Origin of the sequence: Corynebacterium sp. BF-R-2, from assembly GCF_024586525.1 — a bacterium.
GTDB classification, from domain to species: domain Bacteria; phylum Actinomycetota; class Actinomycetes; order Mycobacteriales; family Mycobacteriaceae; genus Corynebacterium; species Corynebacterium singulare.
Map to the genome: position 1 here is coordinate 1 of NZ_JAMFTP010000005.1, position 23,286 is coordinate 23,286.

Here is a 23,286-nt window from a genome sequence, read left to right on the forward strand (position 1 = left end):
CCCCAGCTTCCGGGAACAGATACAGGTGGTGACCATGGATGGGTTCACCGGATATGCCACTGCAGTCGAAGAGCAACTACCACAGGCGGACAAAGTCATGGACCCTTTCCATGTGGTGCATCTAGCAGCCGACAAGCTCACTACATGCCGACAACGACTCCAACGTGAGACCACCGGGCGCCGCGGACGCAAAGAGGACCCACTGTACAAGCACCGGCGCACCCTGTTGACCAGGACGAACTATCTCACCGAGCGGCAAAAGCACCGCTTAGAAATGTTGTGGGCCACCGATGACGACTACGTGGCCCTAGAAGTAACGTGGTTGCTCTACCAAGACATGATCGCAGCGTACGCGCATCCGAAGAAATCGGAAGGCAAAAAGCTCATGGAACGCATCATCCACACCCTGCGAAAGGGGTTACCGAAAGGCTTAGAAGAGCTCGCCCAACTGGGACGCACCCTGTGGCGAAGACGCAAAGATGTGCTCGCCTACTTTAATATCGGTGCCTCCAACGGCCCCGTCGAAGCAATCAACGGCAGACTCGAACACCTACGCGGCATCGCCCTAGGATTCAAAAACCTCAACCACTACATCTTGCGATGCCTAATCCACTCCGGACAACTACAGGACAAAATCAACGCACTCTAAAACCGGAAGGGCCAGTTAACTCCCTTAAGATGTTATCGGCTTTTAGACATTTGGAAAACCGCACAGCAACCTTAAAATCCCATAGAAGAAATAGTTTCATAGTTATCGTCATGTAAACACCCGCAACCTGCAGGTATAGCCCCCGCGCATAACACGCCGTCACCTAAGTGTAATATGTCACACTTTCACACCCGTAACATCAGCCACAGAAATTTAACTCAGCTGGGGGTGTTTTGTACGGGACGGGGTAAGGGGGGACGCCGACAAGCAGGGCATTTTCACTGCACACGACTGGACCAATTCATAAGAAAACCGCCCCAGCTCCGGGACATAGCTTCAGCGCTCGAGCACTGACAGCGCTACATCCAGGAAACGGGGCGGTAAATAAATAAGTAGCACTTATGCGGACCACATGTCCGGACTACTGATCCTCCATAACATCATGGCGAACAATGGTCTGGTCACGGCCAGGCCCCACACCGATGTAGGAGATCCGGCAGCCGGAAAGCTCCTCCAGGCGTAGGACGTAATCCTGGGCCTTCTGCGGGAGCTCCTCGAAGGTCTGGCAGCCGGTGATGTCCTCGTCCCACGCGGGCATGGTCTCAAAGATGGGCTCAGCGTGGTGAAACTCCGACTGGGTCAGCGGCATCTCATCGTAGCGCTTGCCGTCGACGTCGTAAGCCACGCAAATCGGAATCTCACCGATACCGGTCAGCACATCCAGCTTGGTGAGGAAGTAATCCGTGAAACCGTTGACACGGGTGGCGTAGCGGGCCACCACGGAGTCATACCAGCCACATCGACGCTTACGGCCGGTGTTCACGCCGATTTCGCCGCCGGTGGTCTGCAGGTACTCGCCCCACTTATCGAAAAGCTCGGTTGGGAAGGGACCTGCACCCACGCGGGTGGTGTAGGCCTTGATAATGCCCAAAGAGGTCGTGATGCGAGTCGGGCCAATGCCGGAACCGACAGAGGCACCGCCGGCGGTGGGGTTCGAGGAGGTCACGAACGGGTAGGTGCCGTGGTCCACGTCCAGCATGGTGGCCTGGCCACCCTCCATGAGGACGTGCTTACCGTTATCGAGGGCTTGATTGAGCTCCAGCTCAGCTTCAATGACCATGGGGCGAAGACGCTCGCGGTAGCCCAGGAAGTAATCCACGATCTGCTCTGGGTCAATGGCCTTGCGGTTGTACATCTTCACCAGCATCTGGTTCTTGATGTCGAGGGCGGACTCGACCTTCTGACGCAGAATGGACTCATCAAAGATGTCCTGCACGCGGATGCTGATGCGGGCTACCTTATCCGCATAGGTCGGGCCGATGCCGCGACCGGTGGTGCCGATGGCGCGCTTGCCTAGGAAGCGCTCCTGAACACGATCCAGCGTCTGGTGATAGGGAGCTACGAGGTGCGCGTTGGCGGAAATGCGCAGACGCGAGGCGTTAGCGCCACGGGCCTCCAAGCCATCAATCTCATCAAAGAGAGCCTCAAGGTTAATCACCACGCCGTTGCCAAGCACCGGGGTGGCGTTTTCGGAGAGAATACCGGCCGGAAGGAGCTTAAGCTCATACTTCTCACCGCCGACCACGACGGTGTGGCCGGCGTTATTGCCGCCGTTGGGCTTGACTACATAATCGACCTTACCGCCGAGAATATCGGTGGCCTTGCCCTTGCCTTCGTCGCCCCACTGGGCGCCGACGATGACGATCGCTGCCATTTTTGGTGTCACTTCCTAGTTATTGAAGTCAAATACGCACCTACTTTACCTGCCTTGCTGGTGTGGTGGTGAGTTTGTGACAAGGTCATCAAGAATTAGCGTGCTTGCAGCACGAAGCACGATCCGCAGCAACTTCAGCAAAGATCCGACTAGACGCTTTCGGTATTTGTCTCGTCACCGTCTGAGTCCTCGTTATCGAAATAGATAGTGTCGTTGGTGAACGTCAGCCTCGACTTGTCTGGGGTACTGACGATGATGCTGTCATCAACAACGGCAATTTGAGCCTCGATGTCACCGATGCCAATTCGGTAGAGTCCGTTGCCCTCAATTTTCTTGCCATTGGCTGGGATTTCGTCGTCATACTGGCTGAACTGGGTGCTGTGCTCCAGTGGAAGGAAGGTCACTAAGTTAAATTCCATACCTTCTGGCATTGGGCTCTTACCGCCCTGAACGCCCCAACCCCCGCCATCGCCATGTGCACAGTCGATAGCGTTATTCTCCTCAGCGATTCCGCAGACCATATTCCAGCCATCGGCAACGAGAGTGAAGAGCTCTTCGCCGCGGAGGTCTTCTTCATCCTTAGCCAAGTCCGCAGACTCGGTGGGCTCAGACTTCACGTCAAGGTAGAAGATGTCAGAGTTCACACCGTCAAAAGAGTCATCCATCATAGGTGCTTCGGTGCCTGGACGCTTATAAACTTTGCCTTCAACACCAACAATGTCACCGTCGGTCTCGGACTCATAGGTGTAGCCCTCGCCATCCTCGCTGACCTCGAACGAGGAGGATGTGATGTAAAGAGCATCCTCGCTATAGATTTTGCCATTGACGAAGAAAGCAGGGACTTTAACGGATTCTCCACCGAACTTGCCCTCCAGCACCACGTAGCTGAGGAACTTGCAGGGGTCATACTCGTCCTCACCGACGCTTACGTCCTCAAATTTCTCGGTGGAGCCCTTCACGTAAGCTTCCTTGTTCTCCAACACGTTGCCGAGTACGGTGTCCTCCAGCTTCGTGCCTTCCCCACAGTTGGCGCTTGTGGTGGATGAAGCCGAACTGCTGGAGGATGCGGTACTCGAGGTCGTGGGTGCTTCCGAACTCGACTCTGCCAGGGTCATCGCCGCCGCGGTGGTAAAAGCGGGTTCTTCGGCTTTGTCACCAGAGCCTCCGCCAAAGGTACAGGCGCTCAGCGCCAGACCCGTAGCGGAGAGGAGTGCGAGAGTAGTCATGCGAGCAGACACAGTGAGAAACCTCCAAGGGGTAGATAGGACTCTGTTAGAACTCTTCGATGTAGGAAACCTTGTGGGGTGTGACTGCCAGACTACCCAGCCCTTGTGATGTGCACTACAACATTGGGCAAGGCTCCCCGTTTCTCGGTTGGCGAACTGCCTGTCATTACAGGTTTGTAGATGGGGCTTCTATGATCCTTATATGTTCTGTGCGCTTTTAGACTGCGGCGGCCAGTTCGCAGTCACCGCTTCCGCTCCCATTGCCCACGTTGAAGAGCAAGGACTTAAGGTGCGGCGACTGCCCGTGAGCAAGATCCCGACACGCGCCGAGCTCAAAGAGCTTGATGCGCTAGCAAAGGAGATTCTGCCGGAGGACCCGACTCCAACGCTCGATGAGATTGCCGCGCAGCCGGATGTAAGCCACCTTGGCCAGCCAAGCTCGGCGCCGCAAGCGCGGTTCCTGCGAGAGCCGTTGCGTGTGGTGGTCGTCGGCAGTGACGCGGCACTCAGTGCGGTACTGACCCGTATGATGCGGGCGGACTATTTATGGACTGAGGTGGGCTTCGTGCCAACGGATGAGACATCGACGGCAGCGATGAATTGGGGACTGCCTACGTCCGCTGAGGACGCGCTCTCGTTTGCGTTGAGTGCACCGGTTAAACCTGTACCTCTCATTCGCAATGACGCAGGGCTTGCCGTAGCGGGTTCGGCCACCATTGCGGAGTGGACAGATGAGGAGATTACGGGCGAGATTATCGTTGATGATGACGTGCTGCTGCGCGCAGACCGCGAGAAGAATGTCTTCGGTGCGCGCCTCGTGCCAATGACTGATGCTCCGGGCATCGTGGCGGCGAGGGCGGTATCGAGCTTTGCGGCAGATGCCTCGCCACGACGAGGGGTGTTCGGCCGGCTGCGCAAGCACGTGCAGCCAGGGCAGCTCGACCCAGCCAGCGTAGTCAGAGGAAGGGCGGTGCAGGCAGGGGGGCCGTCGCTAAGCATCAGCGTCGATGGAGTCCGCGCACCGCGCCCAGTCAAGCGCGTGACGTTCTACCGACACCTGCGCGACCTGCAGATAGTGCGGCCTTAATTATCCTGCTAAATAATCCGATCAATCTGGCTCAGTACTGGGGCCACTAATTTGGGAGGCCAGCACGAAATGTCGTTTAAGCTCAATTCTCGAGCCCGAGTTTGAGGGTAAAACGAAAAGAGGATCCGGCCAGCATTACCTTTACGGTACTAGGCTCGAAACCGAATCCTCACCGCATGCGCATTGTGCAATGCGCCTAGGCGGTATGCGGAAGACTTTACCACTCTCGACTGCCGAAGGAACAAGCCCATGCCACTAACGCGAAAAGTTTCTTGGGTATCCGAGGCCAGATTCGCTCCATACCTCGAAGAATGTGGCACACCGGAGGAAGCATGGAAGCTATATGAACTCAACGCACAAATCGCAGCTGCATTGTCTGAAGTCATTCATCACACTGAGGTCTTGCTGCGGAATGCCATGAGCGATTCACTTGCCGAAGCTCACCCTTTTGACTTCGGCTGGAGCCAAGATTCTTTCGATATTTCCGCACTCTCTACGAAGCTAGCCAAGAAATACAAGCGTCCTGTCACAAAGGACGACATCATCGCGCATCTGAACATGGGGTACTGGGCTTCACTACTTTCCACGAAGTCCGATGCCAATGAGGAAATCTGGAGAAAATACCTTCGAAATGCATTTCCGGGCCAAGGTAGCAGGAAAATAGTTGCAACCCTGTTGACAGACCTCAATGTCCTACGAAATCGGTGTGCTCATCAGGACTCACTTCTCAACGTGGACCCAACGGTAGAGCTAAAGAAAATTTTAAGACTTGCCAGTTGGATAGACCAAGATGCAAGACTATGGTTAGAAAACCTCGAACGCGTCACGGAGCTAGCCACGAATCGCACGCCAAAGCTCAATACCGCGATCTTGGGGCACGCGGACGACTCCCTTTTCACCTTCTATCAAAGGGTAGGTGCCGTGGTTCTGGAAGCCTCCACGCCACTTGCACAAGTAGATTACATAGGTTTCTATTTCAGCCAGAAAATCATCGGAATCTTTCCAAGGGTTTTAGACATCGAAATCGCTTCTAACTGGAACAAGAAGACCTCCAACGAGCTTAAGAACTCATCCAACCCCGAGGATATTCGTCTCGGGAAGATTATGAGCTACGCCCTCTCAGATCAATTCGTTAGAAGCTATCCTCCAGAGAAAACCTATAAGGTTTATCACCTTAGTGAACCCGAGCATCCCTCGACCCTCACTACCGCTGGTGGGCAGGAAATCATGCATGAGGAAAGTGGACGCGGCTCAGCTTTTGTGAAGAGGCATCGGTACTTTCAGAGTAGTTCTCTGTTGGCTGCCAAAGTCACATCTGATTTGCCTTCACCGACCAAGTAGTCCGAATGATTTCCGAATTCGCACTGCTAAAGTTGCGGCCCTAGTCATCCTTAATCTTCGTCCTCCAGCACCTCCGGCGGGTAGGCCGGGTGATTCGACGTGGGCACAAGCTGGGCCACAGCGGACTCGCGGGACATGCCGCAAATCATGAGCAAGTCCACAATGATGGAGCGCGTCTGGGCCAAGACCGAGTACGCGGAGAGCACTGGGTTCTCCCCCGCGATATCCATTGAGGAACGCGCAGCGAGCTGGCGTAGGCGGTGAACGATGTCCGGGATGGCATGGGCCTCATCCACGCGGCGCTCACGTGCGGATTGGTGACTGTAGAGGCCGGACAGTTCCATCATGATGTCCGAGAGGGCGTCGATAAGCTCAATCTGCTCAGTAGTGGCTTTGTCACCGTCCTCAGACAGAACAAGCGCGCGACGCGACAGCACACGGGTGCCACGGACAACGTTATCGACGGGCGTGAGGACGCGCTCGAGAGAGCGGACGTTGCGCTGCGAGCCCCACAGGAAGGGCGAAAGGCGGGCGGTTTCGGCACCGCCCTTTGTGGCGCTCAGCATATTGTTGATATCGCCCTGCGTGCCGCGGACAGCATCACGTGCTTCAAGAATGCGATCCGGATCGTCATCTTCCAAGCCTTTGGACACATCGTTGAGGACCGACGACGTGATGCCCAAGACCTTGGACACCTCCGAGCGGCCCGCGCGAAGGGGTGAGGTAGGGATCAACATAATCATCGTCAAACCAATGACCGCGCCGATGATGGCGTCAATAGCGCGGGAAACGCCACCCATTTCTTCCGGGGGAAGGATGGTCGCGATAAGGATGGCGGCAATGACGATCTGATTGGACACCAGCTGCGAGCCGGTGACGAAAGAGCCAATGATGAGCGCCAGCCCGATAATGATGGTCATGTGAATCGGGCCGGTGCCAAGCGCATCCACGAGCAATGTGCCCACGAGAACGCCGATGACGCCACCGATGGCCATGTCCACCGCGCGATTAATGCGATCACTTCCGGAAAGCCCCAAAATGATGATGACGGCCATCGGTGCGAAGAAGGGCTGCTCGTGACCAAAGAAATCATGCGCGACGTAGAAGGCCAAGCCAGCCCCCAGGGTGCTCTGCAGCATGAAGACTAGACGGTTGCGCACACGCGTGAAGCGCGATTTGAGAGACTTGTCCACTAGCCGCAGCTGCTCGCGGGTAGTCCTGCGAACGCGCGTGACGGTACTCGACGTATTCGACGATGACTCTTGCGTTCCCATGGTTCCCGTATTTTACGCGACCTAGATAAAGGAGTGGCATGGGTGAAGAAAGCGGAATGCAAAAAATAAGCACGATAGCCATTCGAACCTCAAGGGTTCGGCAGCTATCGTGCTCAATTCTTGCGAGGGCGTGAGTGTAGGGCGTGCTCCCTCAACGGGATTCTGCCAGGCACCGAGCCCTTAGGCCGTTACTTGGACACGGTCTTGCCCACAGAGTGCAGGTCGGTGCAGGCCTCAACCACGCGGTCAGCCATAGCCTGCTCGGCCTTCTTCATGTAGGAGCGCGGGTCGTAGACCTTCTTGTTGCCCACCTCGCCGTCGATCTTGAAGACGCCATCGTAGTTGGAGAACATGTGGCGAGCGACCGGGTTAGTGAAGGCGTACTGGGTATCGGTGTCAACGTTCATCTTGACCACGCCGTAGCCCAGAGCTTGCTCAATCTTCTCCTTCTCGGAGCCGGAGCCGCCGTGGAAGACGAAGTCGAACGGCTTAGCGCCGTCCTCAAGGCCGAGCTTCTTGATGGCAACCTTCTGGCCCTCATCCAGAACCTCCGGGCGCAGCTTCACGTTGCCCGGCTTGTACACGCCATGGACGTTGCCGAAGGTGGCGGCCAGCAGGTAGCGACCCTTCTCACCGGTGCCCAGGGCATCGATGGTCTTCTCAAAGTCCTCCGGGGAGGTGTAGAGGTTAGCGCCGGCCTTAGCCTGGACACCGTCCTCCTCGCCGCCGACGACACCAATCTCAACCTCAAGGATGATGTTGGCCTTGTTTGCCTTCTCTAGGAGCTCCTGGGCGATTTCCAGGTTCTCATCGATCGGGATAGCGGAACCATCCCACATGTGGGATTGGAAGAGCGGAAGCTCGCCGCGGTCGACGCGCTCCTGGGAGATGGCCATCAGCGGGCGCACGTAGTCATCCAGAACTTCTTTCTGGCAGTGGTCGGTGTGCAGAGCGATGTTGACGCCGTAGTGCTTAGCCGCCTCGTTAGCGAAGGCAGCGAGGGCCTGAGCACCAGCAACCTTGTTCTTCACGGACAGGCCGGAACCGAACTCGGCGCCGCCGGTGGAGAACTGGATGATGCCGTCGGACTCAGCCTCGGCGAAGCCTCGGAGTGCTGCGTTGATGGTTTCGGAGGAGGTGCAGTTGATGGCCGGGAATGCGAAGCCGCCCTTCTTGGCGGTATCAAGCATCTGGTTATAGACCTCAGGGGTTGCGATTGGCATGTAGATCCATCCTTTGGAGTTGCTGTGCAGTAAGCCGTGTTGCTCCATTGTCGAGCGAAACAACACGTTCCAACACCCAAGTATGCCTACTATTGTTGATTTGCGCCGTGAGATGCACTGTGATCTCACTTAAAGGGGGTGGCGCACGCAGATGAATGTACGCCACAGCCAGGTAGTTTTTCGGACCTACTTGGATTCTGACTTGTGCTTCACAATCCGGGTGCAGGCCTCCAGGAGCATCCACCCGGACAACTGAACGGACAAGTCCCGCTCGGCCACGCGGATAATCCCGACCTTCTGTCCCAAGCTCGACGGCCCGAAACCATAGTTGTGGGGCAGCTTGGCATCAGCGGTCCAGTCGGAGCCGAAAATGGGCAGCCCGTCTACTTCGAGTCGGTGCTCCCACACGGACTCCGCGGAGCACATGACTAGGCGAGCAGCCAGCTTCTTCGTCGCACGGTTGGCAGGTGAATCACCGGGCAGGCGCACGGCAACATCAGCGAGATAGCGCGCGAGGATGCCCTTGAAAAGCCCACCGTCGCCATCGCCAGTATTCCAATCGATGACACCAGTGTGGGTGGCCATACCCGTGGCCACCGCCTGTACGAGGCTGCGGATACGGGTGGTGTAGTCCATCATGTCTTTGGCCAGCTCCGCCTCGTGGATGGTGTCGATGGTCTCCAGGGAGGTCAGCCCAGACTTCTTGCGCAAGGCGAGGACGATTTCCAGGCATGCGCCAAGAACCACACCCTGGCAATAAGGGTGGATGGCACGAACGATCTCGCGGCCATCCATGCGCATGCGGATGCCATCCATGACGAAGCCGTCATCATCAATGAGATGGTCATAGATCCAGTCCACGATATGGCGGGCTTCCTCCAAGCGGCCCATGCGGGCCAACATGATGGCGCCGGGGCCATTGGAGGGCACGTTGAGGAAGGTTTCGCCCTCACGCCACGGCAGCACGCCCTCCTGGGCGTCAAGGCCCGCGTGGATATTGCCCTGCAGAGTGCCGAGCTTTTTGTGCGGACGCAGCTTCTTCAGCTCGCCGGCGCGGGCCATAGCCAGGGCCATCCAGGCCTTGTCATCGTAGTAGCGGTTCTTCGTCAACGCGCGCAGGTTTCGCACATGGATGCCACGAATGGTGTTCGCGATGAGTGTGCGGCGCATCTTGGTGTTCTTGCGCAGTGCGGCGTCGACTTGGCAGTCCAAGTAGTGAGCCTGCCACCAGTAGTGCCAATGGACGAAGAGCGATTCCTTGGTGGTGGGCGGCCAGCTCACCACGGCAAGGTTGGTACGCGGCAGGCCCCATACGGCGTGCGCGTGGCGCTCATTGATGGCTGTCTCCGCGAGGTCAGCGCGGTGGGCCCATTTTTCTAACACGTTTGTCTCATCATCCTAGCGTGTGAATGTGTTACCTCTCATGTAAACATAGTGGGCGGGGTCTCACCATGCTTTTGACAAGTCTGCATGCTGGCGGATCCAGGCATGCATGGCAATCCCCGCGGCCACACCCGCGTTGATGGAGCGTGTAGATCCAAATTGGGCGATTGAACAGGTCATGAGTGCGGCGTCTTGGGCTTCGGGGCTGACCCCGGGGCCTTCCTGCCCGAAGAGGAGAAGGCAGCGCTCCGGAAGCTCTGCGGTTTCCAAGGGCACACACCCGGGGGTGTTATCGATGGCCACGACCGTGAGTTCCTGCTCGGCTGCCCACGCCATGAGCTTGCCGACGTCCCCGTGGTGCATCAGATGCTGGTACCTATCGGTCACCATGGCGCCACGGCGGTTCCAGCGACGGCGGCCAACGATGTGCACCGTGTCGACCGCGAAGGCATTCGCCGTGCGAACCACCGTGCCGATATTGGCATCGTTTTCAAAGTTCTCGATAGCGATGTGCAGCGCATGACGGCGGGTGTCGATATCCTCACGGATGGCCTCGCGCGTCCAGTAACGGTAGGCGTCAACGACGTTGCGGCGGTCACCTTCAGCAAGCAGCTCTGGGTCATACTTCTCTGCTTCGGGACCTTCAGGCAGCGGACCCTCCCAGGGGCCGACACCATGGCGACCTTCGTTCCACTCGGTGGGGCCTTTAGCGTCCGTGACATCGGCCGGGTCTGCCTGGTGCGCAGCCTCGCTGGGATTCGCGGCGTCGCCGGGATTAGGCAAGGTCGAGGTCCTCAAGGCCCAGCAGGTAGCGGTACTCCAGTCCCTCGGCGGCAATCGCGGCACCGGCGTCGGTGTTACGATCCACCACGGTGGCCACGCCGACGACCTCAGCACCGGCAGTGCGCAGAGCCTTAACCGCGGTGAGCGGAGAGTTACCAGTGGTGGTGGTGTCCTCAACGACGAGAACCTTCTGGCCCTCCACGTTGAAACCCTCAATCTGGCGTTGCATGCCGTGCTTCTTGGCTTCCTTGCGCACGACGAAAGCATCGATGTCGCGGCCATCTGCATGCATGATGGACAGCGCAACCGGGTCCGCGCCCATGGTCAGGCCGCCGGCAGCGGCAAAGTCCCAATCGGCGGTGAGCTCGCGCAGCAGGGAGCCAATGAGACGCGAAGCCTCATGCTGCAGAGTGGCGCGGCGCAGGTCAACGTAGTAGTCGGCCTCCTTGCCAGAGGACAGCGTGACCTTGCCGTGAACAACGGCCAGCTCCTTTACCAGTTCTGCTAGGCGTTGCTTCTTCTGCTGATCCAGGCTCATCGCGCGCTCCTTTGGTCCGTGGCTGTCTCTAGCCTTTAAAATCCGCCCTGTAGTCTACCCTCTCCCGCACGCGAGGCCCTCACCAGCCGAGGTAGGCAATCAAAGCTGGCCGCCAGTGCCGGCAGCCGCTGCTGGAGATGCGTCTAGTCAAAAATAGAGGAGCCGCCGTCAAGGCGGCGCGGCAGTCGCGCTTGATTGTGTTCGTGGGTGGGGTGTTCGTGACCATCGGCAATAGCATCGACCTCGTCTGCGCCCAAGCTGGTGTGGTCGATGGTGCCGCGAGCTTCACTTGCCGTGCGGCTTGGCATCACCACAGGCTCGGTAGGGCGCTGGATATTAGGGGCACCAAGGGAAGCATCACGGTCCGGGACCGCCGTGGGGCCGGTGGGCTCAGGTTGCGGGGGTTCCGGGATGTCGCGGCTTGGGTCGAGCTCCTCCACACGCAGGACCTGGGTCGCCTCAGAGCGCGGTGGGAGTACCCGGGCGGAATCCGCGAGGAGGGCGAGCGGTTCAAGAAGCTCCTCCCACTCAGAGCTGCGCGCCTGCTTGGTGGTTTGGGCGAGGACCCACTCCCCTTCCATCCACACGGCCGTCACTGCGGCGGGCAGGGTCTGCAGGGCGTGGATCACGCGGTCATCAATAAGCCGTTGGCCCACGCCGGCCTCGGATGCATAGATATCGAAGCCTTCCTCGGTGCACACGTGCACCAAATCCTCGGAGGGGTTGTCCACGGTCTCCCCAACCCGGCGCATATCCACCACGATGTCGGAAGCCGCGCCGGTGCGCATGGCCATGACCGGAATAGCTCCCATGTCAAAGAGCAGTGTTTCATGGCCGCGGACGGTTCCGGCGACGATGTCCCTGGGCTCCTGGCCACGAGCGGCGGCGCCGCGCGTCCATTCATCAGCCAGGTAGGAATCATGCTTGGCATAGTCCCAGCCGCGCTGCTGACCAAAGGCCTTGCGCTCACGGCGAGCGCTACCAGGCACCAAGTGCTTGGCTCGCTCCGCACGCTCAGCAAAGCGGGGTGCCGGGAGTGGCTCTTCAGTGGCGTCGTCGGTGGCCTCCTCAGCCGGATCTGAGTCCGGGGTGACCGGGGCTGGCTCTGGCGCTAGCTCCGGTTCCGCCTCCAGAGTCGAGACTGGCTCGGGAGCTGCTTCCGGTTCCGGGGTTGGTTCGCACTCGGGCTCTGGCAGAGGTTCCGGCTGGGGCTCTAGCTCGGGCTCGATGGTGGAGTCAGCGGCGTCGACCGTGGGGTGTGTGGTGCGCTGGCGCTGGTCCCACCAGAGCAGCGCTACGCCCGCCGCAAGTGCGGCGATGGCGAGGATTAAGAGTACGAAAGGCATCACTGACCGACTCTAATAGCCCGGCGCGCCCGATCCGTGCTGGCACGCTGGTCACGTGCTGGTTTGGCAGCGCGGAATCGCTGAGGCGAGGGGCCGAGCGGGGCACTGTGGTGGGCGCGGGGCTGAGGGTAGTGCGATTAAACGTGGTCGCGGTCGCCGCGCTCGACGGGGTTCTTCGGGTTCGCAGACCACTGGGACCAGCCGCCCACGAAGTGGCGCAGACCGGTAAAGCCCACGTACTCGAGGAGGGCAATGGCCAGGGAGGAGTGGTTACCGGAGCCGGAATAGATGATGGCTCCGTCGGTGTTCTCCTTGGTCACGCCGTGCTGCCCCAGGATATCGAGGATCTCCTCCGGCGAGCGCCACACGGTCACACCATCCGTGTGGAAGAGGCGCTCCGGCAGGTTCACTGCGCCCGGGATATGGCCGGCCTTAAGGTCGAGGTTCTCGCGGCGGCCGGCGAAGCGGTTGCGCGTGCGGGCGTCGAGAAGCAGGCCCGTATGTTCCTTAACCTCATCGATGGTGACCGTGGGCATGGAGCCTGGCTGAACCGTGATGGTGGAGGTCATGCCGAGGTTGCCCGGGCCGGTCATCGTGGGCAGCCCCTGGGCACGCCAGTTGGACAGGCCGCCGTCAAGGATGCGGACGTTCTGCACGCCCGCCCACCGCAGCGTCCACCAAGCGCGGCCAGCGAAGAGGCCACGGCCCTCGTCGTAGACCACGACTTCGTAATCCTCACGCAAACCCCAGTGGTTAATCCACTCCTGCATCTTTTCCGGCTTCGGGAGGGGGTTGCGTCCCGCCGTGGAGCCGGGCAGGCCCACGAAGGCGGAAGCGGCGTCCGCGTACTGGGCGGTGGGCACGTGGAGGGAGGAGAACTGGTTGAAGGCCTCGCCTTCACCAGGGGCCCAGAGGGAAGAAAGGATAGTTGTCTTGTCGCCGCGGTAAATCTTGTCACGAAGCTCGTGTGGGGAGACCAAAATGCTCATGCCCCTGATGATAAGGGCATGAGCTCAATGGCGCGCGGCGGCGGGTTTAGCGGCGCGCAGCCAGGTCGAGGCGCTCGCCACCATCGGCCACGTCGACGTGCACGGTGTCACCATCCACGATGTCCCCGGCCAGCAACTTCTTCGCCAACTGATCACCGATGGCCTGCTGGATGAGGCGGCGCAGCGGGCGGGCACCGTAAGCAGGGTCATAGCCGCGCTCAGCCAACCACAGCTTGGCGGCATCAGACACCTGAAGCGTCAGGCGGCGACCAGACAAGCGGTCCGTGAGGCCCTTGAGCTGGATGTCCACGATGCCAGAGAGCAGGTCCGCGGTGAGCGGCTCAAACATGACAACATCATCGAGGCGGTTGATGAACTCCGGCTTGAAGTTGCGCTTGACCGCCTCCATGACCTCCTCCTTGGTGCCGCCGGCACCCAGGTTCGAGGTGAGGATGATGACGGTATTGCGGAAGTCCACAGTTCGACCTTGGCCGTCAGTCAGGCGGCCCTCATCAAGGACTTGCAGGAGGACGTCGAAGACATCGGGGTGGGCCTTCTCCACTTCGTCGAAAAGCACCAGCGTGTACGGGCGGCGACGCACCGCCTCCGTGAGCTGACCGCCGGCGTCGTAGCCTACGTATCCCGGAGGGGCACCGACGAGGCGCGCGACGGAGTGCTTCTCACCGAACTCGGACATGTCGATACGGACCATCGCGGACTCATCGTCGAAGAGGAAGTCCGCCAGGGCCTTCGCCAGCTCCGTCTTACCCACACCCGTCGGGCCGAGGAAGAGGAAGGAACCAGTCGGGCGGTTTGGATCCGCCACACCAGCACGGGCGCGGCGCACAGCATCCGAGACCGCAGTTACTGCCTCCTTCTGGCCCACGACGCGGTTGCCCAGGACGGATTCCATGTTGAGCAGCTTCTCAGTCTCTCCCTGCAGCATCTTGCCGGCGGGAATACCGGTCCATGCGGAGACGACCTCCGCGATGGTGTCCGGGGTGACCTCCTCACTCAGCATGGTGTTGCGCTGCGCGGAGGCCTTCTCCTCGGCGGCGGCCAGCTCCTTCTCCAGTGGGGGCATCTTGCCGTAGTTAATCTCAGAGGCGAGGGCTAGGTCGCCATCGCGCTCCGCAATTTCTGCCTGGCGGCGCAGGTCATCGAGCTCTTCCTTGAGATCCTGGACATCATCGATGGCCTTCTTCTCATTGGCCCAGCGGGCCTTAAGCTCACCGAGCTTCTCGCGCTCATCTGCTAGTTCCTGCTGGAGACTGGTCAGACGGTCCTTCGAGGCGGCGTCGGACTCCTTCTTCAGCGCAAGTTCCTCAATTTCGAGGCGGCGGACAATGCGCTCAAGCTCATCGATTTCTTGCGGGGAGGAATCGATTTCCATCCGCAGGCGGGAACCGGCCTCATCAACCAAGTCAATGGCCTTGTCCGGCAGGAAGCGGTTGGTGATGTAGCGGTGCGACAATTCCGCAGCAGAGACCAGGGCGGAGTCCTGGATGCGCACGCCGTGGTGCACCTCGTAGCGCTCCTTGAGGCCACGGAGGATACCGATGGTGTCCTCAACGGAAGGCTCGGCGGCATAGACCTGCTGAAAGCGGCGCTCCAGAGCGGCGTCCTTCTCGATGTATTTGCGGTATTCATCCAGCGTAGTGGCACCGACGAGGCGGAGTTCACCGCGGGCCAGCATAGGCTTAATCATGTTGCCGGCGTCCATCGAGCCATCGCCGGAGGCACCGGCACCAACGATGGTGTGCAGCTCATCGATGAAGGTGATGATCTGGCCCTCGGAGGCCTTGATCTCATCGAGAACAGCCTTGAGGCGCTCCTCAAACTCACCGCGGTACTTCGCGCCCGCAACCATAGAGCCCAGGTCCAGGCTCAGCAGGGTCTTGCCCTTGAGGGACTCCGGCACGTCACCGGCCACGATACGGCGCGCGAGGCCCTCCACAATGGCGGTCTTACCCACACCCGGCTCACCGATGAGGACCGGGTTGTTCTTCGTGCGGCGGCTGAGCACCTGCACCACGCGGCGGATTTCCTGATCACGGCCAATAACCGGGTCAATCTTGCCCTCACGGGCACGGGCGGTCAGGTCGGTCGCGTACTTCTCAAGGGCTTGGAACTGATCCTCGGGGTTTTCCGAGGTCACCTTCGCAGCACCACGCACGGAGGGGAAAGCACCTTTCAGCGCATCATAGGTAGCGCCGCGAGAGGTCAGAAGCTCCGCAGCATCCGACTGCGAACCCGCAATGGCGGCTAGGAGAACCTCGGTGGAGACGTACTCATCACCGAGCTCCCCGGCCAGCTCCTGGGCGCGGGTTAAGACGTTGAGTGCGTCGCGGTTAAAGTTTGGGTTCGCCATGTTGGCGCCCTCTGCCTTGGGCAGGGCATCAACGAGCTGGCGGGCCTCCTTCAGGACGGTCTCCGGATCCACGCCGGTGGCCTTGAGCACCGGGGCGGCAATGCCATCCTTCTGCTCGAGGATTGCTGCTAAAAGGTGTGCCGGACGGATATCCGGGTTGCCGTTGGTGGAGGCTACCTGCAGCGCCTGCTGCAGCGCCTCCTGCGTCTTAGTGGTGGGGTTGAACGAACTCATGATTAGTTTTCTCCTTGTGTTTCTCAGTCCTTCCCCTCCCCTTCCCACAACTCGTACGATGGTGGCCCGTGCAGTGTCGACCCGTGCGGTATGGGGAGGAAAAGGAAGCTTCACCGACTATAACGCCAAAGAACTTGAGTCTGTTCCACTCAAGTAGATCTTTTTTGGAAAACTTTTCAGCGCCTGGTTGATACTAGTGCGCTCAACTTTCTTAGATGCCGCCGGTGGAGGCAGGATGGACATAAAAAATCCGCGTGCCACAGGCACGCGGACATCAGAGTTACGGGGCGTTTAGCTGCGCAGGCTGTACGCAAAGGAAGCGAAGACGATACCCACCACGGCGTAGTAGATGGACCACTTCTCTTCAATATCGATAGTGCGAAACTCGCCCACAGAAGCTAGGTGGCACATGCCATCAGCACCAGCCCACAGGGTGAAGTTCTTGATATAGACCAAGCGATCTTCCGGCTCGTGGCCGGCCTCCCGCAGCGCTTCACGCGTGAAGCGCATGAGCAGAGCAAAGGACTCGCCCATCTGGGTTTGCTCCTCACCATCCTCACTGAGCGGGACAACGGAGCCAGACGCCGCTGCAATACATGCGCTGTAGCGTTCCGGTTCCGAAATCGCGTACGCAAAGTACGCCACCGCAATGCACAGAAGCTTCTCGCGCGCAGGAGCGTCCTCCGGGAGCTGGTCAAGGAGATACAGAATTCGACTCTCAAGCTCACGGTCCGTTTCCTGCTCGACGCGCTCACGCAGAACAAAGTCATTATCTGCAAGGGAGGCCACGAAAACATCGGACACGTTAAAGTACTCAGCAACGTTCTCAATGGTCACAGCGTGCATGCCATTCTTGCCGGCTAGCTGAATAGCGCGTTCCATGATGGCAACGCGAGACTCGTCAGCAGGTAGCGCAGTGAGATCCTCAATGGCAGAAATATCCGGAATATTATCGCGGCCTGAATCATACTGACGCAGGCGCTCACGGTACACCTCCATAGGTGCCCTCATATCCGGCGTCTCGCAGGTTTCCGCAGCTTGAAAGAGGGTGCCGATAAGCGCCTTGCTCACTTCACGCAGGTTGAAACGACGGACTACCGAATGCTGATGGCGCAGAACTCCGAGCACACTGAGGTGGGCCATGCCATGGACAGTGGCCCAGCTGGCTACGCTCAACTTTGCCAACGTCGGCGGACACACATCCGGTCCCACCTCTAGCCCCGCATGCTCGGCGATAGCCACCATGTTCTCGTAGACAAGATCGAGCGCCATATTGTTGGATGGCTTTCCCTCACAGATGGTCCGCCATTCATCCTCCAAAACGCAGGCTTTTTGCTCGAAGAGGTAGCGGAATAGTTCCGGCTCACGCTCGGCATATTCGTAGTACGCCTCAGTAAACGTGGTGAGCTTGGTGAAAAGATCGGCGTAGCCAGGATTAGTTTCAAGGGTTTCCTTGAGAAACGACACCTTGCGCTGGGACAAGTACTCGCAGATAGCGGAAACAATCTCGGCACGATCGGAAAATACAGCAGTAACATCAGAGGGCTGTAGACCGGCATATTTGGCCACCGACTCCACTGTGACAGCGTCATCACCATGAGCAGCAGCAACATGGACCGCCGCCTCGAGGATGGCCTCACGAGGCGAATCCGCAAATAGATACTTCATGCATTTTCCTAAGCTTGAGCCCGATGGGTAAGAGAAGGGATAGGACTAGGTTAACAGCTTCTCAGATTTTAGCCCGAATAATATATAAACAGCAATGTGCAGGCGACAGTTAGTTTCAACATCACACTGCCGCGAGACAGTGACGCCACCACAACATCCTACCCCAAGTCTTCACACCATAAACATCCCCGGAAAAATATAATAACTTCAGCTTTTTCCTCGTCAGAGTTTCGCAGATTCGCCTTTCTACGATCGCATGCACTTAGTTGGCAATACCGCTTCGAAGTCCGCAATCCACCTTAAAAATGTTTAGACAATAAAAGCCCCGGCCGCAGCCGGGGCTAGAATAGCGCGAGATTACTTGCGTTCGCCGACGTGTCCGATGCCCTCCTTGAAGATGGTGCCACGCGGCGGCATCATGCCAGTGAACTTGAACACGAGGTAGATGACCACCGCAACGCCCAAGGAGATCCAACCGAAGCCTGCGGTGAAGCCATACATGACGGCCATCGGGGCGAGGATGGTCCAGGAGATCTCAAAGGGTCCGAAGCCGATGTAGGCCATGCCATACTCCGAAAGAGTGCCGGACTTCAGCTTCGGGTCCACGATCTTGAGGATGGCGATACCGGTGGCCACGGTAGCGGTGGCCCAGCCCCAACCAAAGATGCCGCGCTCGATCCAGCGCTCGCCGAAGAACTCCGCCGGGAACCAGATAAGGAAGAACGCGCAGTAGATGGTGCCCAGAACGAAGAGCAGGAGGAGTGCCTGCCAGTAGGCCGCGACAGCTGCCGGCACGATGGCCGCCACGCCGAAGGCGATGAGGTAGTCGGTAGCAGCGCCGGACACGGAGCTCACGGTGTCCTTGTCCAAGTAGTCCTTGGCGCCCACCATGTTCATGATGGCGCGGAAGATAAGGCCCACGACCATGGACATGGCAAACAGTGGGATAGAGACGTTCTCCCAAAGGGACGCGATGCCTTGGTTGATGCCGTAGGCGGTCATGACAGTCAGCGCAATGAAGCCGACGTGGAGGGTGATGGGCTCAATGGCGGAGGGGTTGGTTGTCGCACGGCCCACGGACGGGCGGTCCTCAAGGCGGGAGATGTATCCGCGGCGCAGTTCCTCCGGAAGCTCCTTCGGCACATGCGACACCTTGCCTTTGCGGATTCCCCAGTTACCAGCCACAATGCCGCCGACAATGGCGGCCAGCGTGCCCACCGTTGCGGACGTAAAGCCCAGGGAGGAAGCGGCATCTGCGCCCACGCCCTCCAGGGCGCCGCCCACGGCTGCTGCGGTACCGAAGCCACCGGTGAAGCCCACGGGCAGCATCATGCCAAACCAGTCCGGGGTATCGAAGGTGGGCTTGAACAGGAGCAGGCCCAGCACAATAAACAAGCCCCACTGGCCAGTGAACATCATGGTGGAATAACCCCACATGTTGCGAGCACCCTTGCCCATGTTGCCGCCCATCTCCATGGAGTAGGCCATAGACGCAAAGACCACCGCGATAAGCAGGGACGTGTAGCTGCCGAGATTATCGGACAGGCCTACCCAGCCCAGGACGTTGGGGCCAAGGATGAGGCCGAGGAGTCCCGCGGTGATGGGGGCAGGCAGGAGCAGATCCTGGAATACGAACTTGATCTTGTGGCGCAGTACGTTGCCGATGACCATGAGCAACGAGATCCAGCCGACATCGACCATGATCGTATACGCAGAGAATTCTTCCATGCGAAATCTTCCTTCCGTGCCGCTCATGGCGGCGTCATAGAGATAAGAGTCACCCTCTTCCGGGAAATGAACCGTAGATTACACTACAACCACATGCCTGCTATGCCACCCCTGCTTATAATCCGTGGGTAATTGATGGCTACCCCCGGCGACTATGATGGGCGGGCATGAGGGAACTGGGTGAGCATCTGCGCAATCACGCCGAGGAGTACCGCGACGCAGTACACGGTCACTTTTTCGCCACCGTGGCGCAGGCCCGCCAGATTTTTGCTCTCTCTATGAAAGACACCCATCCCTCGATGGCGCCGGCCTTGGCGTGGGTGTTGGAGAACCTCGAGGAGGGCAGGATTCCCCCCGATGTGGCCGAACGCCTAGGACGCTTGGGCCGCGAGCACCGCCGGCATGGTTTCCCACCGGAGATCTATCCCCAGTTTGAGGCTTCGCTTATCCACGGCCTCAGCGTGCTGGGGCTCACGCCGCATCAGTACAGCGTGGCCACGCGCACCATTTCTCGTATCTGTTCGCTCATGCAGGAGGCCGCCGCGCTTGCCGACGTCTCCGGTGTTGCTCCTGCCCATAGCGCCCAAGTCGTGGCCGTCGAGAAGCCGAATCGGCGCACGGCCGTAGTGCGGCTCGAGTCAGGTGTGCCAGTGGAGTACCGCGCGGGACAGTCTGTGCCAGTCACGTCGCAGCTCACCCCAGGCACGTGGCGCCTGCTCACCCCTGCCGCTCCGGCCGATCCCTCAGGCCAGCTGATTTTCCACGTGGCCCTGGCGGGTGAGGCCTCATCCATGTTGGCGAAGGCCCAACCGGGCGATTGGTGGACGCTCGGCGCCCCTACGGGTGATCCGGTGCGTCTCGGCCCCTCCACGACCCTCATCGCCTTCGGCACTGGGTGGGCCGGTGCGCGCGCCTTGCTTCTCGACGCCCTCCCCGACCTCCCCTCGGGCCTGCGCGTGGTCGTCGTCGCACCTACCCCGGGCAAGCACTATGACACAGAGTTTCGGGCGAACCTGCAAGCGTTGGTGCCCTCCCTAAAGATTCAGCACATTGTTCGCGATGCGACCGATCCGTGGCTGCTTGGCGCAACCGCTCCGGCAGCGGGTTTCTCCCCCATCGTCGCTGCAGAGCCCATGGACCCGGTCCTAGCCCACGGCACCAACCGCCGCTTCGTGCTCATCGGCGCAGCTGACCGCGTCGAAGTGGCCCAGGCCGCGCTACTCAAGGGCGGGGTAAAGCCGGAATCCATCATCACGGAAGGCTGGCAGCGCGGTAGTGAATGGACGGCGTCGGCAGCCGAGCTCGATGGCTGGGGCGGTGATTGGGAGGCCTGGGCGGCGTGGAAGAAATCCCAGTGGGCCTAAGCGCTCAAAGCGCCTAAGCGCTCAAAGCGCCTAAGCGCTCGAAGCGCTTAGGCGTCGAGCACTGGGAGGGATTCCCGCACCGAGGCCACGGTGTCCGGGTCAACCTCGCCGTAGAGGATTTCAGGCTCATAACCGGCTTCGGCCACGCGGGTGCCGTCGGGGGCCACGAGCACCGAGTGCCCGATACCGGTCGGCCCTGAGTCTTCCCCGGCCTTCGCCTCCCCGCCGGGGCGCGCCTGGCCCGCAGCAAGAATATAGCTGGTGGAATCCAATGCGCGAGCAGCGGTGAGCAGACGCCACTGGTCTAGCTTGCCCTCACCATCCGCCCAGCTCGTGGGCACCACGATGAGTTGCGCACCCTGACGGGCCAGCTCCTTGAACTGCTCGGGGAAGCGAATGTCATAGCAGATAGCAACCCCCACGGTGAGGTCACCGACCGCAAACGTCACGAGGGAATCGCCCGCCCGGACGGTATCGGATTCGCGGTAGTTGAAAGCGTCGTACGTGTGGACCTTTTCGTAGCCTTCGAGCACACCTGGGCCCACAATGAGCGCCACGTTGCTCACGCGGTTGATGGTCTTGTCACCACGCTCGACAGTATCGGCGGGAGCAAACATGCCCAGCACCACATACACACCGAGTTCCTCTGCCAGTGCGCGCACCTTGCTAGCAAACTGTCCGTCCACCCCTTCCGCGTGGGTATCGAGGCGCCCGGAGTCGAAGCTCTGGGAGGTTGCCTCCGGCAAGACGATGAGCTGGGCGCCATTCTCGGCCGCCTCTTGGATTTTCCCCAGCGCTACGCCCAGGTTCTCCTCCACGTCTCCGGTGCTGGTGAACTGTACTGCTGCTACCTTCATGCGGCCCACGGTAGACGAGCCCGGACTAGTTATCCACAGATTTCTTCATTTTCGCCGCGGGCCCCTTTACGCCGGCCGCCGTATCCCGCACTCTTGGCGGCATGAACCATCTCGACATTCACCCGACCGCCCTCACCCAGATCCGCAACCTCTATGACCACCGCCCGCCACCCGGCCCCACAGCTTTAGATGCCCCGCCCCGCACCGCTGCGGCCCTTGCGCGTTTAGCTTCCCAATGGGAATCCTCTCGCCGCTCCAGCGACACCGCGCGCATGGCCCACTTAGAGGACCTTGAGCGTTTCGTGGTGACGGCCAACGATATCGATTCCGAGCTGTCCGCCCGTTTGGAAGGTTTCCGATGAGCACCGCGCAGACCCTCTATGCCACCTCGTCTGAACTCTCCGCTTTATCCCGTGAGCTGGATAATTATATCGATGAGTCCCACCATCATTGGGTGGCTCTAGCTATCTCTGGCGCCGCTGGCGATGCTGCCCGCTCCGCTCTTCGCCGCGGCACGGATAGCCTTCTCAGCCCCGCCCGGCAGATGCGTATGGCCGCCCACATTGTTGCGCTTTACGCTCCCCTCCACGAGAAGATTGAGAGCCTCCAGGCTCGCCTCAGTGCCTCCCCTCTCGCCCATCCACGCAGCGTTCTCATGGGTCACCTCGATACGCTTGCCGACGCCCTCGATTGGGCCTGCGCCCGCCAACTCCACGCCCTGTGCACACCAGAGATGTCCGCTCCCCCAACCCGCCTCGACGATTATGCTGATCTCTCCTTTGCCGAGCTCCATCAGGTGCAACTCACCCTCGCCAGCGACGAGGTCCGCATGCTCGCCGCCGCGAATCCAGATATGACCATTCTGGAAACCAGTCCCGGGCGCCTCGTGGCTCTTATCGACCCCTCCGGACTAGCCACTCAGCCCGCGCAGGTGTTAAACGTCAGCACCTTCGTGGGCGGTGTAGGTTCCTCCGATCCCGCAGGTTGGCCAACCTCGCTTGAGCGTGCCCGCTCCATTGCCCATGCCACCGCTGGGCCCACGGTAGCGTGGCTCGGTTATTCCGCCCCTTCCTCCTTGTCGCGCGCCGTGCACGAGGAGCCGGCCCGGCGCGGGGCGGCGGAGCTCACTCGCTTTCAACGTGCACTCCGCGCTCGCTTCCCTCGGGCGCAGCACATGCTGATCGGTTATTCCTATGGCTCGGTCGTCGTGGGCAAGGCCGCCCACGAGGAGAAGGTTGCTGATGACATCGTGCTCGTCGGCAGCCCTGGCGCTTCCACCACGAGCGCGGACCAGCTCCACGGCCGTGTGTGGAGTGCCACCAATGCCGATGATCCCATTGCTCTGACCACCGGTCCCCTCGGCGGCATCCACGGCCCTAGTCCGTCTTCCCCTCATTTCGGCGCCGCTCCCCTCCCCGGCGCGAATGGCCTGCCGGGCGACCACGGCAGCTACTGGAACGACCCTGCATTTCTGCGGGGTCTAGGCTCTATTGCTCAGCGCCGTTAGGACT

General features: G+C 60.0%; 19 protein-coding genes. 6 read left to right on the forward strand and 13 right to left on the reverse strand.

The genetic code is table 11. The annotated features are described in order from the left end of the window. Positions 1-649 (forward strand): ISL3 family transposase (locus M5J09_RS04240; RefSeq protein WP_257157058.1); only part of this gene is annotated, 649 nt, incomplete at its 5' end. Between the two features lie 421 nt (positions 650-1,070). On the opposite strand, the gene M5J09_RS04245 is transcribed toward M5J09_RS04240, so the two are convergent. Together M5J09_RS04245 and M5J09_RS04250 are read right to left on the reverse strand one after the other, a co-directional pair. Further along, a complete protein-coding gene (locus M5J09_RS04245) occupies positions 1,071-2,363 on the reverse strand; it encodes an adenylosuccinate synthase (RefSeq protein ID WP_257157059.1) in 1,293 nt (430 codons plus the stop codon). A 149-nt stretch (positions 2,364-2,512) separates the two neighbouring features. Further along, complete coding sequence (locus M5J09_RS04250; protein ID WP_257157060.1) at positions 2,513-3,589, reverse strand: hypothetical protein; 1,077 nt, start codon at positions 3,587-3,589, stop codon at positions 2,513-2,515. Positions 3,590-3,791: 202 nt separating this feature from the next. On the opposite strand from M5J09_RS04250, the gene M5J09_RS04255 reads away from it, so the two are divergent. Together M5J09_RS04255 and M5J09_RS04260 are read left to right on the forward strand one after the other, a co-directional pair. Continuing rightward, positions 3,792-4,676 carry a hypothetical protein gene (locus tag M5J09_RS04255; protein WP_374982099.1) on the forward strand — a complete coding sequence of 295 codons (885 nt, stop codon included), beginning with the start codon at positions 3,792-3,794 and terminating at the stop codon, positions 4,674-4,676. A gap of 249 nt (positions 4,677-4,925) precedes the next feature. Then, positions 4,926-6,017 carry an Abi family protein gene (locus M5J09_RS04260; RefSeq protein ID WP_257157061.1) on the forward strand — a complete coding sequence of 364 codons (1,092 nt, stop codon included), beginning with the start codon at positions 4,926-4,928 and terminating at the stop codon, positions 6,015-6,017. 50 nt (positions 6,018-6,067) lie between these two features. Here the strand turns inward: M5J09_RS04260 and M5J09_RS04265 are convergent, their stop codons facing one another. From M5J09_RS04265 to M5J09_RS04310, 10 genes are all read right to left on the reverse strand, one after another. Continuing rightward, positions 6,068-7,291, reverse strand: coding sequence for an aromatic acid exporter family protein (locus tag M5J09_RS04265; protein ID WP_257157062.1), 1,224 nt, complete (start codon positions 7,289-7,291; stop codon positions 6,068-6,070). 188 nt (positions 7,292-7,479) lie between these two features. Then, positions 7,480-8,514 carry a class II fructose-bisphosphate aldolase gene (gene fbaA / locus M5J09_RS04270; RefSeq protein WP_257157063.1) on the reverse strand — a complete coding sequence of 345 codons (1,035 nt, stop codon included), beginning with the start codon at positions 8,512-8,514 and terminating at the stop codon, positions 7,480-7,482. A gap of 186 nt (positions 8,515-8,700) precedes the next feature. Then, a complete protein-coding gene (locus M5J09_RS04275) occupies positions 8,701-9,897 on the reverse strand; it encodes a glycoside hydrolase family 76 protein (RefSeq protein ID WP_257157064.1) in 1,197 nt (398 codons plus the stop codon). Between the two features lie 63 nt (positions 9,898-9,960). After that, positions 9,961-10,548, reverse strand: coding sequence for a TrmH family RNA methyltransferase (locus M5J09_RS04280; RefSeq protein WP_236684075.1), 588 nt, complete (start codon positions 10,546-10,548; stop codon positions 9,961-9,963). 124 nt (positions 10,549-10,672) lie between these two features. Then, the gene (pyrE, locus tag M5J09_RS04285; protein WP_257157065.1) at positions 10,673-11,218 is read right to left on the reverse strand and encodes an orotate phosphoribosyltransferase; all 546 of its coding nucleotides are present in this window, start codon (positions 11,216-11,218) and stop codon (positions 10,673-10,675) included. Between the two features lie 143 nt (positions 11,219-11,361). Continuing rightward, positions 11,362-12,564 (reverse strand): hypothetical protein, encoded by a 1,203-nt coding sequence (locus M5J09_RS04290; RefSeq protein WP_257157176.1) that lies wholly within the window; start codon positions 12,562-12,564, stop codon positions 11,362-11,364. 137 nt (positions 12,565-12,701) lie between these two features. Then, positions 12,702-13,553, reverse strand: a complete 852-nt coding sequence (locus M5J09_RS04295) for a sulfurtransferase (protein ID WP_070538171.1) — start codon at positions 13,551-13,553, stop codon at positions 12,702-12,704. A gap of 46 nt (positions 13,554-13,599) precedes the next feature. Continuing rightward, positions 13,600-16,158, reverse strand: a complete 2,559-nt coding sequence (gene clpB / locus M5J09_RS04300) for an ATP-dependent chaperone ClpB (protein ID WP_070538173.1) — start codon at positions 16,156-16,158, stop codon at positions 13,600-13,602. Between the two features lie 291 nt (positions 16,159-16,449). Beyond that, positions 16,450-17,826, reverse strand: a complete 1,377-nt coding sequence (locus M5J09_RS04305) for a TetR/AcrR family transcriptional regulator (RefSeq protein ID WP_257157066.1) — start codon at positions 17,824-17,826, stop codon at positions 16,450-16,452. 357 nt (positions 17,827-18,183) lie between these two features. Then, complete coding sequence (locus tag M5J09_RS04310; protein WP_257157067.1) at positions 18,184-19,554, reverse strand: sodium/glutamate symporter; 1,371 nt, start codon at positions 19,552-19,554, stop codon at positions 18,184-18,186. Between the two features lie 167 nt (positions 19,555-19,721). On the opposite strand from M5J09_RS04310, the gene M5J09_RS04315 reads away from it, so the two are divergent. Further along, positions 19,722-20,918: an FAD-binding oxidoreductase gene (locus M5J09_RS04315; protein WP_257157068.1), complete on the forward strand. Its 1,197-nt coding sequence runs from the start codon at positions 19,722-19,724 to the stop codon at positions 20,916-20,918. A gap of 47 nt (positions 20,919-20,965) precedes the next feature. Here the strand turns inward: M5J09_RS04315 and M5J09_RS04320 are convergent, their stop codons facing one another. Beyond that, positions 20,966-21,775 (reverse strand): carbon-nitrogen hydrolase family protein, encoded by an 810-nt coding sequence (locus M5J09_RS04320; protein ID WP_257157069.1) that lies wholly within the window; start codon positions 21,773-21,775, stop codon positions 20,966-20,968. Between the two features lie 101 nt (positions 21,776-21,876). Here M5J09_RS04320 and M5J09_RS04325 point away from each other — a divergent pair, with 101 nt between their 5' ends. Both M5J09_RS04325 and M5J09_RS04330 read left to right on the forward strand, forming a co-directional pair. Further along, the gene (locus M5J09_RS04325) at positions 21,877-22,137 is read left to right on the forward strand and encodes a hypothetical protein (protein ID WP_239181002.1); all 261 of its coding nucleotides are present in this window, start codon (positions 21,877-21,879) and stop codon (positions 22,135-22,137) included. Beyond that, positions 22,134-23,282, forward strand: coding sequence for an alpha/beta hydrolase family protein (locus tag M5J09_RS04330; RefSeq protein ID WP_257157070.1), 1,149 nt, complete (start codon positions 22,134-22,136; stop codon positions 23,280-23,282). Before M5J09_RS04325 ends, M5J09_RS04330 begins: the two co-directional genes overlap by 4 nt. Positions 23,283-23,286: the final 4 nt, after the last annotated feature.

Excerpts from the sequence above, each read along its gene's own strand:
- M5J09_RS04325 (WP_239181002.1), top strand. The coding sequence starts at position 21,877 with ATGAACCATCTCGACATTCACCCGACCGCCCTCACCCAGATCCGCAAC.
- M5J09_RS04265 (WP_257157062.1), bottom strand. The coding sequence starts at position 7,291 with ATGGGAACGCAAGAGTCATCGTCGAATACGTCGAGTACCGTCACGCGC.
- M5J09_RS04290 (WP_257157176.1), bottom strand. The coding sequence starts at position 12,564 with ATGCCTTTCGTACTCTTAATCCTCGCCATCGCCGCACTTGCGGCGGGC.
- M5J09_RS04245 (WP_257157059.1), bottom strand. The coding sequence starts at position 2,363 with ATGGCAGCGATCGTCATCGTCGGCGCCCAGTGGGGCGACGAAGGCAAG.
- M5J09_RS04295 (WP_070538171.1), bottom strand. The coding sequence starts at position 13,553 with ATGAGCATTTTGGTCTCCCCACACGAGCTTCGTGACAAGATTTACCGC.
- fbaA (WP_257157063.1), bottom strand. The coding sequence starts at position 8,514 with ATGCCAATCGCAACCCCTGAGGTCTATAACCAGATGCTTGATACCGCC.
- M5J09_RS04320 (WP_257157069.1), bottom strand. The coding sequence starts at position 21,775 with ATGAAGGTAGCAGCAGTACAGTTCACCAGCACCGGAGACGTGGAGGAG.
- M5J09_RS04315 (WP_257157068.1), top strand. The coding sequence starts at position 19,722 with ATGAGGGAACTGGGTGAGCATCTGCGCAATCACGCCGAGGAGTACCGC.
- M5J09_RS04255 (WP_374982099.1), top strand. The coding sequence starts at position 3,792 with ATGTTCTGTGCGCTTTTAGACTGCGGCGGCCAGTTCGCAGTCACCGCT.
- clpB (WP_070538173.1), bottom strand. The coding sequence starts at position 16,158 with ATGAGTTCGTTCAACCCCACCACTAAGACGCAGGAGGCGCTGCAGCAG.
- M5J09_RS04305 (WP_257157066.1), bottom strand. The coding sequence starts at position 17,826 with ATGAAGTATCTATTTGCGGATTCGCCTCGTGAGGCCATCCTCGAGGCG.
- M5J09_RS04260 (WP_257157061.1), top strand. The coding sequence starts at position 4,926 with ATGCCACTAACGCGAAAAGTTTCTTGGGTATCCGAGGCCAGATTCGCT.
- pyrE (WP_257157065.1), bottom strand. The coding sequence starts at position 11,218 with ATGAGCCTGGATCAGCAGAAGAAGCAACGCCTAGCAGAACTGGTAAAG.
- M5J09_RS04330 (WP_257157070.1), top strand. The coding sequence starts at position 22,134 with ATGAGCACCGCGCAGACCCTCTATGCCACCTCGTCTGAACTCTCCGCT.
- M5J09_RS04250 (WP_257157060.1), bottom strand. The coding sequence starts at position 3,589 with ATGACTACTCTCGCACTCCTCTCCGCTACGGGTCTGGCGCTGAGCGCC.
- M5J09_RS04310 (WP_257157067.1), bottom strand. The coding sequence starts at position 19,554 with ATGGAAGAATTCTCTGCGTATACGATCATGGTCGATGTCGGCTGGATC.